This is a genomic window from Streptomyces sp. LZ34, assembly GCF_053890475.1.
Genome location: NZ_CM132680.1, coordinates 1,986,001 through 2,002,531, shown reverse-complemented (window position 1 = coordinate 2,002,531; position 16,531 = coordinate 1,986,001). Strand labels below are relative to the sequence as shown.

Annotated in this window: 3 protein-coding genes; all 3 read right to left on the bottom strand. The window is 75.0% G+C overall.

Annotated features, from left to right (window positions below; all coding sequences use genetic code 11):
- Positions 1–6 precede the first annotated feature (6 nt).
- Positions 7–13,968 (bottom strand): SDR family NAD(P)-dependent oxidoreductase, encoded by a 13,962-nt coding sequence (locus ACWY4P_RS07040; protein ID WP_456209271.1) that lies wholly within the window; start codon positions 13,966–13,968, stop codon positions 7–9.
- Positions 13,969–13,971: 3 nt separating this feature from the next.
- Positions 13,972–15,723, bottom strand: a complete 1,752-nt coding sequence (locus ACWY4P_RS07035; RefSeq protein ID WP_456209270.1) for a fatty acyl-AMP ligase — start codon at positions 15,721–15,723, stop codon at positions 13,972–13,974.
- Between the two features lie 73 nt (positions 15,724–15,796).
- The gene (locus ACWY4P_RS07030; RefSeq protein WP_456209269.1) at positions 15,797–16,420 is read right to left on the bottom strand and encodes a DUF4352 domain-containing protein; all 624 of its coding nucleotides are present in this window, start codon (positions 16,418–16,420) and stop codon (positions 15,797–15,799) included.
- Positions 16,421–16,531 lie beyond the last annotated feature (111 nt).

The window sequence follows — 16,531 nt, the reverse complement described above, 5'->3', positions numbered from 1 at the left end:
GTCAATTCACTGCTGCCAGGACCGGAACGCCCGCAGGTGCTCCGGCGTCGTCACGAGCGTCAGCCGCGTATCGTCCGGCTCGCCGCCGCCCAGCGCGGCGAGCAGCCGCCGGGCCGGTACGTTGCGCGGTGTCCGCTCCGCCGTCAGGCGCACCTTCGCGCAGCCCAGGGCATCGGCGCGGTCCGCCAGCCACCCCAGCAGCCGCTCCTCCACCCCGCGGCCGAGCGCACGGCAGCTGAGCATCCAGGCCAGGACGTCGAGCCGGTCGCCCTCCTGGCGGACCGCGAGCAGCCCGATCTGCCCGTAGTCCCCGAACCGGTCACGGGCCGCGGCCGTCCACACCTCGCCCTGCCGACGCCACCGCTCCAGATCGCCGCCGTCGGCCGACCGGGCGCGCAGGGTGAACTGGTTGGTGCGGCGTACGAGTTGCTCGGCGCGCTGGACATCGGGTTCGGACAGCGGCCGGATGTCGACCTCCAGGTCCAGCTGGGCGAGGAACTCCTCGAACCCGGCCCGCTCGCGCACCGCGTCGCGGGCCCGCTCCTGGCGGTAGAACTCCGCGCGCAGCGAGTCCTCCGCCGTGGCCGCCGCGGGGACCAGCGGCCACAGTCGGGCCAGGAAGGGCGCCAACTCCCCGGCCGCCGGGCAGGTCACGGACAGCACCTCGGGCAGCGCGGACCGCATGGCGGCGATCTCGACCGGGTTGTCGTCGAGGAACACGAAGCTGTCGAGGCCCAGGTTGAGGGTGCGTGCCGCGGCCTCCAGCCGTTCCGCCTTGCGGCCCCACGTGGCGGAGACCACGCTGAAGTGCTCCGCCCGCAGGAGGCTGTCCGGGCGGTCCAGAACGGCCCGTACCGTGGCCTCGTCGTTGTTGCTGACCAGGACCAGCAGGGCCCCGGCGGCACGCCACTGGAGCAGCCGGCGGGCCAGCAGGGCGCGAGGGCCGCCGAGGTCCACGCCGTCCGGGCCGACCTCCCCGGCCACGCCGCTCCACAGCGTCTCGTCGCCGTCCACCGCGATCACCTTCGGCGGCGTGCGGCGCACGGCCCGTACCACCTCGGCCAGGGTGAGGGCCACGGCCGCCTGGAACGGCGGGGTGAACGGCAGGTGCGCCAGTTTGTCGGTGTGGTCGTCGAGCCGGTCCGCGACGGCGTGGTGCCGGGTCCAGTCGTCGGGGCGCAGCACCGCGACGCCGGGCAGGTCCGAGAGCTCGGCGGCCACCTCGCGCTCCCACCGCTCCAGCCGGTCGTCGCCGTACGAGGACGGCAGGAACCCGACGACCAGCGGCGTCCGGGTCCGCTCGGACAGGGCCCGCAGCGCGGCCGGGTACTCCGTAAGCAACTCGGCGAGCAGCGCGTCGTTGACCGGCCCGAACCGTTCCAGGTCGGCGGCCCTCAGCAGCACCACGCCGAGCGCCGTCGAGGAGTCGGCGAAGACTCCGGAGGGATCCCGCAGGCTCGCCAGGACATGGTGATAGGGCGCCTCCAGGACCGTCACCCCGCCGTCACCGCCCCCTGACGAGGTGTCGTTCAGGGCCGTCTCGCACAGCAGCGGCAGGTTGCCGAGGGCGAAGGTGGCCGCGAGGGCGAGCGAGGGGCGCGGGGCCGCGGGACGGGCCGGCGCCGCGGGATCGTCGGCCGCTTCGGCGAGCAGCCGCAGGAACCTCTCACCGAGCGCGGTGCAGCCGGCCTCGTCCATGATGTCCAGGCTGTAGTCCAGCCGCAGCCGTCCGGCGTCCGGCGTCATGGTGACCATCAGGTCGAGGTCGGAGTATCCGGTCCCGGCCGGAAGGACCTCCAGGTTGTCCAGCCGCGCCGCCGAGGACCGTACGTAGTTGAAGTACACCTCGACGAGCGGCGCGTTCTCCCGGTGGAGCCCCTGCGCGGCGAGCGCTGACAGGGCGTCGGAGAACATGGCGCCCTTCGTCAGGACCCGGTCCAGGCGGCCGTCGGTGCGGCGCAGTACGTCGTGGATCGCCTCGCCGGGCGTGGCCTGGGCCGGGATGGGCACCGGCACCCCGAAGAAGCCCACCGCGTCGTACGCGTCGACGTGGATACGGGTGTCCACCGGGACGGCGAGCACGAATCGGTCGCGCTCCCGCTCGCGGGCGAGCAGCACGGTCAGGGTGCCCAGGCAGAAGGCAGCCGGTGTGATCGCCAGTTGGCTCGCCCGGGACGACACCCGCTCCATGAGCGGGTCGGGAATCGCCAGGGTCACGCTGCCCGCCCGGAAGGAGCGCACCGGCGGGCGCGGTCGCGCGAGCGTCAGATCGAGCCGGGCGCTGCCGGTGAACGCCTCGCGCCAGTCGGCCGCCGCGTCGCCGGGCCGGTCGGCAGGCCGCGCCTGCTGTGCCTGCTGTGCCTCTTGCGCCTTCTGTGCCTGGAGCAGCAGGTCGATGTCGCGGTTGGAGACGGTGTCGCCCAGCGGGGTGCCGGACAGCTCGCGGTCGATCTCGGCCGCCACGAGCAGCAGCGACTGCAGATCGCTCACCGCGTGGTGCGCGCCGAACACCAGGGTCTGGCCCCGGTGGCCGCGGTCGAGCAGCTCGAACCGCCACAGCGGCGCGGACGCCAGGTCGAACGGCGGCTCCAGCAGCTCCCGCAGCCGCCCGTCCACCTCGGCGTCCCCGTCCGCGCCGCCGCCGAGTTCGGTCCAGCGCAGCAGGGGGCCGGCGGGCTCGCGCTCGACCCGCAGCCGTGGGCCCTCCCCGGCGCCCGTGAGGATCGCCGTGCGCAGCGCCGCGTGCCGCCCGGCCAGCCGGGCGAGGATGTCCGTCAGCCGCCGCCGGGTGGTGGGCACGGTGAGCCGGACCGCGAGGCCGATGGCGTGCGCGGCGCCCGGTGTGTCCTGCCGGGCGCTGCGCAGCAGCCGTACCACGTCGCGGGTCGCGGTCCGCAGCTCGGCCTCGGGCACCTCTGCCTCGGCCGCCGGAAGGGCGGAACCCGGCCCGGCGGTGGTGCCCCGCTCGGTCAGCGCCGCGCCCAGGTCCCGCGCGAGGCCGCGGATGTCGGCCGCCGAGAACACCGCGGCGGCGGGCAGTTCGACACCGAGTTCGCGGGTGAAGGCGTTGCGCAGCCCGACGATCATCAGGGAGTCGAGACCCAGCTCCTTCAGGGCCGTGGTGGAGGCGGCGTCCGTGACACCGAGGCCGGCCACCTCGCCGACCCTGGCCCGTACATAGGCCTCCAGCCGGTCGGTCCGCTCCCGGGCCGTCGTGGCCGCGAGCACCCGGTCGACCAGCCCGTCCGCGCCCGGCGCGGCGGCCGGGGCGCGCCGGGCGGTGACCAGGTCGGACAGCAACGGCCGCGACCGTGCCGCGTCCGGGTCGAGCGCGAGCGCCGCCCAGTCCAGGGCGAGCGGCGCGAGTTGGCGGCGTGCCGTGGGCAACAGCCGCTCGAACAGTTCGCCTCCCTCCTGCGGGGAGAAGCCGACCAGGCCCGACCGGCTCACCGATGCGGCCCGGGTGTCGGACTCGGCGACCAGCCCGACGCCCGTCCAGGCGCCCCAGTCGAGGCTGAGCGCCGGCCGGCCGGCGCGGGCGAGATGGTGTGCCCAGGAGTCCAGGAAGGCGTTCGCCGCGCAGTACGGGCTCTGCCCGGCCGAGCCGAGCAGGCCCGCCGCCGACGAGAACAGCACCAGGCTCTCCGCCTCCGGCACCAGCTCCGTGAGCAGGGCCGTGCCCAGCACCTTGGGGGCGAGGACGCGCAGCACCCGCTCGTCCGTCAGATTCGGCAGGGTGGCGTCGTCGAGCACGCCGGCGGTGTGGACGACGCCGGTGACCGGGCCGAGTTCGCGCCGCAGCCCGTCCAGCGCGGCGGCCAGACCCTCCCGGTCGGCGACATCCGCCCGGGCGTGGCATACGGTGACGCCGCGCCCCCGCAGGGCCTCGAGCCAGCGCGCCGCCTCCGGGGTGGGCGCGCCCCGGCTCAGCAGCGCCAGCCGACGCGCCCCGCGCCGCACCAGGCGCTCGGCGACGACCCGGCCGAGGCCGCCGAGGCCACCGGTGATCAGATACGTGCCGTCGGGGCTGAACTCGCCGCGCCCGGCGTCGTCCGGGCGGGTGCGTACGAGGCGCGGGACCAGGCGGCCCGTCCCGCGCAGCGCGACCAGGCGCTCGTCGTCGGCGTGCCGCAGCTGTGTCCACAGGGCGTCGAGGCCGCCGTCGGTCGGCAGGTCGATCAGCGTGGTGGCCAGCTCCGGGTACTCCTGGGCCACCGCGAGGCCGAAGCCCCAGCCGAGCGCCTGCTGTGGGTGTGTCACCTCGGTGCTGTCCCCGGCGGCCTGAGCGCCCCGTACGACGAGGAACAGGCGCGGGGCCCGGCCGTGGGGACGCTCGGCGAGCGCCCGTACCAGGTGGAGGGTGGTCAGGCAGCACAGCCGGGCGGCCCGGGCGGCCGCCTCGGCCGGGTCGATCGCCGAGTCGGCCATCGGGTCGGTCATCGAGTCGGTCATCGGGGCGATCGCCGGGGCGTCCAGGGCGGACAGCTGGACCACCCGTTCGGGCGGGCCCTCGGGGAAGGCCTCCGCCAGCAGGCGCGTCAGGTGCCGCGGGTTCAGCGGATCGAGCCGGTAGCGCCCCGGTGCCTCGGCCGCGAAGGTGTCGCCCCTGCGGGCCACCACGTGCGGCACCGGGCCGAGCAGGCCGCTGAGCGCGGCCCCCACGCCCGACTCGTCGGACAGGATCAGCCAACTGCCCTGGGTGGGCACCTCCCGCGCGGCGGGCCGGGGCAGCCACCGCGTCTCGAAGAGCGACCCGTCCAGCGGGGACAGCGCGGCCAGCCGGAATCCCTCGATGTCCAGGACGAGTTGTTCCCGCTCGTCCCAGAGCCGCAGATCCAGGGTCACGGTGTCCCCGTCCACCGCGCGCAGCCGGCAGGTCGCCCAGGCCGGTGCGGTGCCCAGTCCCGTGAACGTCAGCCGTCCGACCCCGGCGGGTACGAACGCCCGGCCCGCGGGGGCGTCGCCCGGCAGGGCGGCCGTCTGGAAGGCGGCGTCGAGGATCGCAGGGTGCAGCAGATGCCCGGAGGCGGGCAGTTCGGTCAGCCGGCCGAGCGCCGCCACATCCGAGCGCCGGCCCTCCGCCAGGCGCCGGAACGCCGGGCCGTAGTCAATGCCCAGGGCGGCAAGACCGGCGTGGACACCGGCCATGTCGACCGCGTCGGCGCACATGTCCCGCAGTGCGGCGAGTCCTTCGTGAGCGGCGCCCGGCTCGGCGCCGGCCTCGTCGGCGGGCTCTGCGCCGACGTGGGTGATGCGCCCGCTGACGTGCCGTACCCACGTCGGCCGCCGCTCGTTCGAGGCCGCCGAGGCGATGGTGAAGCTCCGGACGCCGCCTGGTCCGCCGTCCTGCCGCAGGACCAGCTGTAGCCGTACGGGCGTCTCCGGCTCCAGGCGCAGCGGCGCCTCGAACGCGACCTCGGCCAGCCGCACCGGTCCGCCCTCTTGGAGCGCCGAAGCCGCCGAGAGCGCCATTTCCAGGAAGGCCGCGGCGGGCAGCCACACCTCCCCGGCGACCCGGTGGTCGGACAGATAGCCGAACCGGCTGTCCCGCAGGTCGATGTCGGTCTGGAAGAGGTGCCGGTCCGGTTCGTCGCTGACCTCCAGATGCGTGCCGACCAGTGGCGAGGTGCCCGGCCCCGACGGCAGCGCGGGAGCGGCCGACAGCCAGTGGCGCTCCTGGGCGAAGGCGTACGTGGGCAGGTCGGCGCGGCGGCCCGCCGGGAACAGGGCCGACCAGTCGGGCGTGTGCCCCGCGCCGTACAGCCGCCCGAGCCGGCGCAGCAGCCCGTCCCGGCCGCCGTCGTCGCGGCGCAGCGAGCCGACGCTCACCGCGTCGACCCCGGCCTCGGCGGCGACGGACTCGATCGCCGGGCCCAGCGACGGATGCGGGCTCAGCTCGACGAAGTAGCGGTAGCCGTCGTCCAGCATGCGCCGCACCGTGTCGGCGAACCGGACCGGCTCCCGCAGATTCGCGTACCAGTAGTCGGCGTCCAGCCGGTCACCGGCGACGGGTTCCGCCAGCACCGTCGAGTACAGCGGGGTCCGCGCCCGCGTGCCCCGGACCCCCTCCAGGGCGTCGAGCAGTTCCCCGCGCAGCGGAGCCATCAGCGGGCTGTGGGAGGGGAACGCCGCTGACAGCCGCCGCGCGGCCACTCCCTCCTGGTCGAGCCGCCGCCGCAGCTCGGCCAGCGCGTCGAGGTCACCGGAGACGGTGGTGGACGTGCCGCTGTTGACGGCCGCCACGAACAGCCGGTCCGGGTACGGGGCGAGGAGGCGTTCGACCTCTTCGCGCGGCAGCTCCACGGACAGCAGCCCGCCCGCACCGGCCAGCGGCACCACCGCGCGGGCCCGCCGGGCCACCACGGCCGCGGCGTCGTCCAGGGTGAGGGCACCCGCGCCGTACGCCGCGGCGATCTCGCCCAGGCTGTGGCCGACCACCGCGTCGGGGGCAACCCCCAGCGAGCGCCAGGCGGCGGCCAGCGCGGCGTTGACCGCGAACAGCACCGGCTGCAGGATGTCCGTCGCCTCGAGGCCGGGCGCGCCCTCCTCGCCGCGCACCACCGCGAGCACCGACCAGCCGGTGTGGCGGGCGATCGCCGCGTCGCAGCGGGACAGCTCCTCCCGGAACGCCTCCGAGCCGGCCATCAGTTCCACGCCCATGCCGGGCCACTGTCCGCCGTGCCCGGGGAAGACGAACGCCACCTTGCCCGCGGGCGCGGCCCCCGGCGGCGACAGCGACACGTCTGCTCGCGCCTCCGTTTGAGCCTCTCCCCTCGCCACGGCGCCGAGACCGGCCAGCAACTCACCCCGGTCGCCGGCCAGCACCGCCGCGCGCCGCTCGAAGTGGCTCCGGTGGCGGGCCAGCGTATAGGCGAGGTCCGGCAGCGCGGGGGCGGGACCGTCGGCCGGGAGCGCCGCCAGGTGTCCGGCGAGCCGGGCGGCCTGGCCGCGCAGGGCGGCGTCGCTGCGCGCGGACACCACGAACAGCCGCCGCTCCGGGGGTGCTTCGGCCCGCGGGGAGACCGGCGCGGGCCGTAATGGCCGAGGCTGATGTGGGGCTTCCTCCACGACCACGTGGGCGTTGGTGCCACTGATCCCGAACGCGCTGACCCCCGCGCGCCGCACCCGCGCGCCCGACGGCCACGCCACCGGCTCCCGCAGCAGCCGCAGCCCGCTGCCGTCCCAGTCCACGTGGCGGCTGGGCCGGGCGGCGTGCAGGGTGCGCGGCAGCGTCTCGTGGCGCAGCGCGAGCACCACCTTGATCAGACCGGCGATGCCCGAAGCGGCCTGTAGATGGCCGAGGTTCGACTTGAGCGAGCCCAGGTGCAGCGGGCGGCCCTGCGGGCGGGAGGCGCCGAACACCTCCGACAGGGCGCCCGCCTCGATCGGGTCGCCCAGTGTGGTGCCCGTGCCGTGCGCTTCCACGTAGTCGATGTCCGCGGGCGCGAGGCCGGACAGCTCCAGGGCCCGGCGGACGACCCGCTCCTGGGCCGGGCCGTTCGGGGCCGAGAGACCCTGACTGCGGCCGTCCTGGTTGACCGCGGTGCCGCGCAGCACCGCGAGCACCTCGTCGCCGTCGCGCCGCGCGTCGCCCAGCCGCTTGAGCACCACCATCCCCGCGCCCTCGGCCCAGACGGCGCCGTCGGCGTCGTCGGAGAACGACCGGCAGCGACCGGTCGGGGACAGCCCCCGCAACCGGCTGAACTCCACGAACGTCTGCGGCGTCACCATCAGCGTCACCCCGCCGGTCAGCGCCAGGTCGCACTCGCCGGAGCGCAGCGCCTGGGCGGCCAGGTGCACCGCGGCGAGCGAGGAGGAGCACGCGGTGTCCACGGTCAGGGCCGGGCCGTGCAGCCCCAGAGCGTAGGCGAGCCGGCCCGAGGCCACGCTGAGCGCCGTCCCCGTGCCGACATGGCCGTCCAACTGGTCGAGCCGGGACCCGGCCAGGTAGTCGCTGCCGAACATGCCGACGTACACACCGGTGGTGCTGCCCGCGAGCGCGGCCGGCACGATCCCGGCGCGCTCCAGCGCCTCCCACGCCGTCTCCAGCAGCAGCCGCTGCTGGGGGTCCATCGCGGCGGCCTCGCGCGGGGTGATGTCGAAGAAGCCCGCGTCGAAGGCGTCGATGTCCTGGAGGAACCCGCCCTCCCGGGCGTAGGTCTTGCCCGGGGCCTCCGGATCGGGGTCGTACAGCGACGCGACGTCCCAGCGGTCCGCCGGGAACGGCCCGACCGCGTCGCGGCCGTCGGCGAGCAGATCCCACAGCGCCTCGGGGGCGGCGACGCCACCCGGCAGCCGGCAGGCCATGGAGACCACGGCCACGGGCTCGTCGGACCCGCCGCGCGCCCGCGGGGCGCCGGTCGCGGGCCGCTCGGCGGCAGGGTCGCCCGACGCGAGCACGGTGCCCAGCAGATGGTCCGCGAGCCGGGCCGTCGTCGGGTGGTCGAACAGTACGGTGGCCGCCAGCCGGGAGCCGAGCCGGGCACCGATCCGGTTGCGCAGCTCGACGGCCATGAGCGAGTCCATGCCCAGCTCGCGCAGCGGCTGGTCGGGGCGGATGGCGTCCGGCGAGCGCAGCCCCAGGACCCGGGACGCCTCCTCGCGGACCAGGGACAGCACCCGTTCGGCGCGCTCGGCCTCCGGGAGCCGGACCAGCCGGGCCAGCCGGGCCGTCGGCTCGGAGCCGTCCCGGACCGCCCGGGGAGCGGGCAGCAGCGTGCGCCACAGCGCCGCCGGGCCGCCGTCACGGGCCAAGGTGTCGCGCAGCCGCGGCCGGTCCAGCGCCCAGGCCACCAGATGCGGCGCCCGGCGCGACAGCGAGAGCTCGACCAGCTCGCAGGCCTGATCGGGGGTCAGGGCGCGGTACCCGGCCCCGGCCATCCGCTCCAGGTCCGCGTGTTCGGCGGCGAGCCCGGCCCCCGACCAGGCCCCGAAGGAGACCGAAACGCCGGCAAGGCCCAACGCCCGCCGGTGATGGGCCAGTTGGTCGAGAAACACGTTGGCGGCCGCGTAGTTGCTCTGCCCGGCGTTCCCCACCACCCCGGCGGCCGAGGACACCAGCAGGAACAAGTCCAGCGGTGCGTCGGCGGTGAGCCGGTGGAGGTTGGCCGCGCCCGCCACCTTGGGGCGCAGTACCTCCGCGAACCGCTCGGGCGTCTGCTCGGCGAGCACCCCGTCGGCCAGCAGGCCCGCGCAGTGCACGACACCGCGCAGCGGCAGCTCGCGGCCGACGCCACCGAGCACCTCGGCGAGCGCCGTCCCGTCCGCCACATCGCACGCCACCACGTCGACCTCGGCGCCGAGCGCGGCCAGCTCCGCGATGATCTCGGCGTGGCGCGGGTCGTCGGGGCCCCGCCGGGAGGTCAGCAGCAGCCGTGGAACGCCGTGCTTCGCCAGCCACCGCGCGAGGTGCCGGCCCACCGCGCCCAGGCCGCCGGTGACCAGCACCGTGCCGTCGGTGGGCACCGCCGTGGCGCGCCCGGCCGGCTCCGGGCCGGCCGCGTCCCGGAGGTCGTCGTCGGCGCGGGCGCGTACGAGGCGCGGCGCGAGCAACCTGCTGCCGCGGACCGCGAGTTCCGGCTCGTCGGGCTCCGCCACGGCGGCGGGCAGGGCGGGCCATGGGCCGGGGCCGTCAAGGTCGACCAGGCGCAGTCCGAGTTCAGGGTGTTCGGTGCGCGCGCTGCGGGCCAGGCCCCACAGCGCCGACTGGGCCAGGCCCGGCACCATGTCGCCGCCGTCAGCCGCGACCGCGCCGAGGGTCACCCAGACGACCCGTGACGGCGCCCGGTCCCGCGGAAGCGCGAGGAGGGCCCGCAGCTCGGCAAGGCCGGCGGCCGCCAACTCCTCCGCACCGGCGGCCGGTTCGCCCCCTCGGTCGGAGCTCGGCCAGAACCTGACCAGCGTGTCGGCGCCCTCCGGCACCGCGTCCACCGCGGCGGCCGTACGCACCCCGGTGCCCGCCGGGTCGAGACTCCTGCGGGCCGCTGCCACCTGCCCGTCCGAAGGGTCGCCGAGCAGGGCCCAGCCATCGCCCGGCGACGGAGTGCCGTCCGGCTCGGCCTCGGTGGCCACGGCCGTCCACGCCACCTCGTACAGATGCCGAGCGCTCTCGGCGGCGCCCCGCAGATCAGCCGGGTCGGCGGCGCGCAGCCGTACGCCCTCCAGACGCCCCGCCGGAAGGCCGTCGGGGTCCCACAGCGTCACGTCCAGCGTGACATCCGCCCCCGAGCCGCCGGTGCGCCGCACGGCCGCGGTGAGGTCGGCCGCGCCGCCCGGCAGCAGTTCGCACCGGCCGATGGCGACCGGGAGCAGCACCCGGCCCGAGGTGTCGAACGCGGCGGCCACATGTAACGCGGCGTCCAGCAGGGCCGGATGGACCGGATACGGGTCCGCCACGTCGCGGGCCCGCGACGGGAGCGACAGACGGGCCAGCAGCTCACCGTCGCCGGTGCGCACCGCCGACCGGACGCACTGGAACGCCGGACCATAGGCGAGGCCTGCCTCGGCGAGACGCGCATACGTGTCCGCGCCCCAGCACGGCTCGGGCGCCTCCGGCCACACCGGCGGCGGGCCGAAGGGGCCGGTGGCGGGCTCGCCGGCCGACGCGGTGGCGTGCAGCGTCCACCCCGAGGACTCGGACTCCGGCCCGCGCGGGCGGCTGTGCACGAAGACCTCAGGCACGGCCCGCGGGTCCGCGGCCACCACCTCGACGGACACCTCCACCGTGCCGGAGGCGGGCAGCGTCAGGGGCGCGAGCAGCAGCAGGTCTGCCACGTCGGCCGGACCGTCGGGGCCGGCTATGGCGAGCGCGGCCCGGCACAGCTCCGCCACGGTCGTCCCCGAGACCACGACCTGCCCGAACACGGTGTGGTCGGGCAGCCACTCGGCCGTGGCGCGGGACCACTCGCCCCGGAACGTCCAGCGCGTCGCGTCCGGCGACCGCAGCTGAACCCCGAGCAGCGGGTGCCCGGCGCGGGGGAGCAGGCTTGAGGCGCCGGCCGAGGAGTCGGGCTCGGTCCAGTAGCGCTGCGGGTCCCACGCGTACGTCGGCAACTCGGCCCACGCACCGTCGGCGACCAGGCGCGACCAGTCGATCTCCCGCCCGTGGACATGCAGTTCGGCCGCCGCCCGGTCCAGACAGGCGGGCCCGTCCTCGTCGCGCCGCAGGGAGCCGACGGCGACCAGCTCGTGTCCGGTGTCCTCGGCGACCGTCCGCAGGGCGGTGATCAGCGACGGATGCGGGCTGAGCTCGACGAAACACCGGTATCCGTCGGCCGCCATGCGCTCCACGGTGGCGGCGAAGCGGACCGGCTCGCGCAGATTGCGGTACCAGTAGTCGGCCTCCAGCTCCTCGCCGACCGGCCCGCCGAACACCGTTGAGTACCACGCCACGGACGCCGGACAGGTGACGATGCCGTCGAGGTCGGACAGGATCGCCTCGCGTACGGGCTCGACCCGCGCGCTGTGCGACGCGTAGTCGACTTCGAGCCGCCGGGTGAACACCTGCTCCCGCTCCAGGCCGGCCAGCAGGGACTCCAGCTCGGCCACGTCCCCGGCCACCACCGTCGACCTGCCGCTGTTGACGGCCGCGACGGACACCTTCCCGCCCAGCTCCGCGAGGCGGGCCTCGACCTCCTCGTACGGCAGGGCCACCACGGCCATGGCGCCGGTCCCCACCACGCCCGTCAGCGCCAGGCTGCGCAGCGCGACCACGGCCGCCGCGTCGTGCAGACTTAAGCCCCCGGCGACGCAGGCCGCGGCGACCTCGCCCTGGCTGTGCCCCACCACGGCGTCCGGCCGCACCCCGCGGGCCCGCCACACCGCCGCCAGGGACACCATGACGGCGAACAGCACCGGCTGGACGACATCGACCCGCTCCAGGGGAGGCGCCTGCGCGTCGCCGCGCAGGACGGCCACGACCGACCAGCCGGTGTACGGGCGCAGGGCCGCGTCACAGCGGTCGAGCTCGTCCGCGAACAGTGGGGAGCGGGCCAGCAGATCACGCGCCATCCCGGCCCACTGCGCACCCTGGCCGGGGAACACGAAGGCCAGCTTCCCCGGCGGAAGCGTCTCCCGCGCCCCCACGACCAGCTCCTCGTCGGGCCGCCCGGAGGCCAGGCCGCGCAACCCGCTCAGCAACTCGTCGCGGTGGCGCGCCACGACGACGGCGCGCCGCTCGAAGTGCGTACGGCGATGCGCCAGCGTCGCGGCGACGGCGGACAGGGGCGGGCCCGGTTCGGCCGTCAGGGCGTCGAGGAGCCGGCCGGCCTGTCCGCGCAGCGCGGGCAGGCCGCGGGCCGACAGCGGAAAGAGCGTCACCTCCCGCTCACCGCCGGTGTCGTCCTGCCGCGACGGCGCGGCGGATGGCTCCAGGTCCTCCGGGGCCTCCTCGATCACCACATGCGCGTTGGTCCCGCTGATCCCGAACGCGCTCACCCCGGCGCGCCGGACCCGCTCGCCGCGCGGCCACGCCCGCGCACGGCCGGGCACCTCCAGGCCGCCGCCCGCCCAGTCGATCTGCTCGGTCGGGTTCTCGGCGTACAGCGACGCCGGAAGCAGCTCGTGCCGCAGGGCCAGCACCGTCTTGATGACGCCGGCGATCCCCGCCGCGGCCTGCGCGTGGCCGATGTTCGACTTCAGGGACCCCACGCCCAGCGGCCGGTCGGCCGGTCGGCCGGGGCCGAAGACGGAGGCCAGCGCGCGGCCCTCGATGGGGTCACCGAGCCGGGTGCCGGTGCCGTGCGCCTCCACGTGGTCCACGTCGTGCGGTTCGAGGCCCGCGGCGTCCAGGGCGGCGCGTACGACCCGCTCCTGCGCCGGGCCGCTGGGGGCGCTCAGCCCCTGGCTGCGGCCGTCCTGGTTGATCGCCGAGCCCTTGACGACCGCGAGGACCCGGTCGCCGTCCCGCCGTGCGTCGGCCAGCCGCTTGAGCAGCACCAATCCGCAGCCCTCGGCCCACACCACACCGTCCGCGTCGTTCGAGAACGGCCGGCACCGCCCGGTGGGCGACAGCCCGCGGAGCCTGCTGAACTCGACGTGGCCGCGCGGGGTGACCATCAGCGTGACGCCGCCGGCCAGGGCGAGATCGCACTCGCCGCCCGCCAGCGCCCGCGCGGCCAGGTGCAGGGCGACGAGCGAGGAGGAGCAGGCGGTGTCGACCGTCACGGCCGGGCCCCGCAGATCCAGCGCGTACGCGAGGCGGCCCGAGGCGACGCTCGCCGCCGCGCCCGTGCCGACGTGCCCGTCCAACTGCCCCAGACCGGCCGAGGCCAGATAGCCGCTGTCGTACAGGCCCAGGTAGACGCCGGTGGAGCTGCCGCTCAGCGCCCGGGGGACCATCCCGGCCCGCTCGATCGCCTCCCAGCCGGTCTGCAGCAGCAGCCGCTGCTGGGGGTCCATCGCGGCCGCCTCGCGCGGTGCGATCCCGAAGAACGAGGCGTCGAAGCGGTCGATGCCGGAGAGGAACCCGCCGCGCAGGGTGTACGCCTTGCCGGTGGCCTCCGGGTCCGGGTCGTACAGCGCCTGGGTGTTCCAACGGCCCGCGGGGACTTCGCGGATGGCGTCCTCGCCCGCGGCCAGGAGCCGCCACAGCCCCTCCGGGTCGTCCGCGCCACCGGGGAAGTGGCAGGCCATCGAGATGATCGCGATGTCGTCCGCCGGGCCCGCCGCCCGGGCGCCGGACGAGGCGAAGGGGGCGGACCCGGGGGCGGGGCCGGCGCCGGACAGCGCTTCGGCGATCGAGGAGATGGTGGGGTGGTCGTAGAGGAGGGACGGATCCAGCTGACGGCCGATCCGCTCGGAGAGCCCCACGGCCAGCGTCACCAGATCGCGCGACCCCAGGCCGAATTCGGCGATCGGCCGCTCGACCTCGACCCGCAGCGGATCGAGCCCGGTACGGTCGGCGACGGCCCGCACCAGCCACGCCCGGACGGCCTCGGTGGAGGCCTCGGTGAACTTCCTCGCGGACATGGGCTAGGCGCTGCCGTTGGCGGAGCCGACCGACGACCCGACCGGCGACCCGACCACAGAGAGCGTCCCCTCCAGATACGCCGTCCGGGAGGCGTGGCGCTGGATCTTGCCGCTGGACGTCTTGGGGATGGTGCCGGGGCTGACCAGGACGACGTCCCGCACCGACAGGCCGTGGGCCTCGCCGATCGTGCTGCGGATCAGGGCGGTGATCCGGTCGAACTCGGGCGCGACCTCCGGCGACGCCTCCGCGACGACGACCGGCTGTTCGCCCAGCGCCCCGTCCTCGACGGAGAACGCGGCGGTGCAGCCGGGCCGGAGCGCGGGGTGGGACATCTCGGCCGAGAGCTCCAGGTCCTGGGGGTAGTGGTTGCGCCCGTCGATCACCATCAGGTCCTTGAGGCGGCCGGTGATGAACAGCTCTCCGTTCCGCAGGAATCCCAGGTCGCCCGTCCTGAGGAATCCGCTCCTGCCGTCCTTCAGCGACGCCCGGAACACCTCGCGGGTCGCGAGGGCGTTGCGCCAGTAGCCACGGGCGACGCTCTCGCCCGCGACCCAGATCTCGCCGACCCCGCCTTCGGGGCACTCCTCAAGGCGTTCGCCGTCGACGATCAGCACCGTCATGCCGGGACCCGGCCGGCCGCAGCCGACCAGTTCCGCGTCCGTCGTCCCGGGGCGCGAACCGATGTCGGGCCGGGTGATCAGCGTCGGTGCCGCGTCCACGGCGTTGCCGCTCACCATCAGGGTCGCCTCCGCGAGCCCGTAGCACGGGAGGAAGGCCTCACGCCGGAAGCCGGCGGCGGCGAAGGTGTCGGAGAACCGCCGCAGCGTCGCGGCCCGTACCGGCTCGGCGCCGTTGAACGCCACCCGCCACCGCCCCAGGTCGAGGCGGCCCATGAGCTCGGGCGTGGCATGCCGCAGACACAGCTCGTACGCGAAGTTGGGCGCCCCGCTGGTGTGCGGGCGGTACCGCGACATGGCGGTCAGCCAGCGCTCGGGCTGCTGGAGGAAATGCAGCGGGGAGAAGAGGGTGGACGTCGCGCCCAGGTAAAGGGTGTTGAGCACGGGAGCGATGAGGCCCATGTCGTGATACACCGGCAGCCAGCTGACGAACAGCTCCCCGCCGCACTCCGCGATCGCGTCAGGGGTGTGCCCGAATCCTTCGGTGAGGACCCGCTGGTTGTCCATCAGATTGCCATGCGTCACCGTCACGCCGCGCGGAGCCGAGGTCGATCCGGACGTGTACTGGAGAAACGCGACCGAATCCGGCTTGATATCGGATGCGCGCCAGGAATGCTCCGCCTCGTCGGGTATTTCCTCGGTGGCGACGCAGGTGATGTCGGCCAGTTGGGGAAGGTGCTCCGCTATGCCGTCCAGAGCCTCGATGACCTGCCGGCCGCCCAGGATCACCTTGACGTCCGCGTCGGCGATCAGGCGCTTCATCCTGGTCAGGGCCCGGTGGTTCTGCCGCCGCCCCTGCGGCGGCACGCCCGGCACCGCGATGACCCCGGCCGAGAGGCACCCCATATAGCCACAGATGAATTCGACGCCGGGCGGATACAGCAGCAGCGCACGGGAACCGGCGAGGCCGCGCTCCTGAAGCCAGGCACCGATGGCCCGGGAACGCCGGCCCAGCCGCCCGTACGACAATTCCTGAATTTCTCCGTCACAGTCTCCCGTGGCGAGGTAGCGATAGGCGATTCGGCCGGGCTGGCACGACTCCTGAGCAGTCATCATGTTGACCAGCGAGTCAGACATGCGCATCAGGGTACGGTCGGGTGACCCGGGTAGAACGGGGCAGTCCCACGGAGTGGACGCGTTCCTCGACTGCCTACTTCGGCAGCTTCACCACGAACGACGGCCCCGCGCTCGGGTCATCGCCCCCGACGTAACTCACCTTCCCGCCACGGCGGGCGACATCGAGGACGAGCTTCCCCGTGACGGACTGCCCCGGCTTGTACGTCGTGTCGAGGTCCGGCCCGTCCCCAACACCTTCCAGCGTGGTCGCGTCCTGCGCGGATGTCTGGCCGTCCTCCCACGTCGTCTGCCCGTACGTCGAGATCTCCACGGGCGCCTTGCCCACGTTCTTCAAGGTGAGCGTGAGGACGACGTATTGACCGTTCTCCGGTGTGTTCGTCGTGTCGATCTCGGCCGGCGTCACGTACTTCGCGCTGACGGCCGTCACCCGCATCTCCGAGGTCACCTTGTAGTTCTCGCCGTACTCGTCCGTCTCGCCGATGTCGAACGTCCCCGTCTGGCCCACGGCGATCACCGGGGCCGCGGACTTCGTGGGCGATGGAGACGGCGACGGCGACTCCTCGACGGCCTTCTCAGCCGTCGGGGGCGCGGTGGACGGAGCGGACTTCTCCGAGTCGCCCCCACCGTCCGACGAGCAACCCACCAGAACGGCCCCGAGAAGGGCCGCGGACGCCGCTCCGACGGCGTACCTGGACATGCGCATGGAAAACCCAGCCCCCATGAATACGTGGACGGCTCCCCATGCCGTCCGAGAGGGCTCAGTATGCACGGAAGTACGACGGGATGTTGTTCGGAAGGCAGACCGTCT

Excerpts from the sequence above, each read along its gene's own strand:
- ACWY4P_RS07040 (WP_456209271.1), bottom strand. The coding sequence starts at position 13,968 with ATGTCCGCGAGGAAGTTCACCGAGGCCTCCACCGAGGCCGTCCGGGCG.
- ACWY4P_RS07035 (WP_456209270.1), bottom strand. The coding sequence starts at position 15,723 with ATGTCTGACTCGCTGGTCAACATGATGACTGCTCAGGAGTCGTGCCAG.
- ACWY4P_RS07030 (WP_456209269.1), bottom strand. The coding sequence starts at position 16,420 with ATGTCCAGGTACGCCGTCGGAGCGGCGTCCGCGGCCCTTCTCGGGGCC.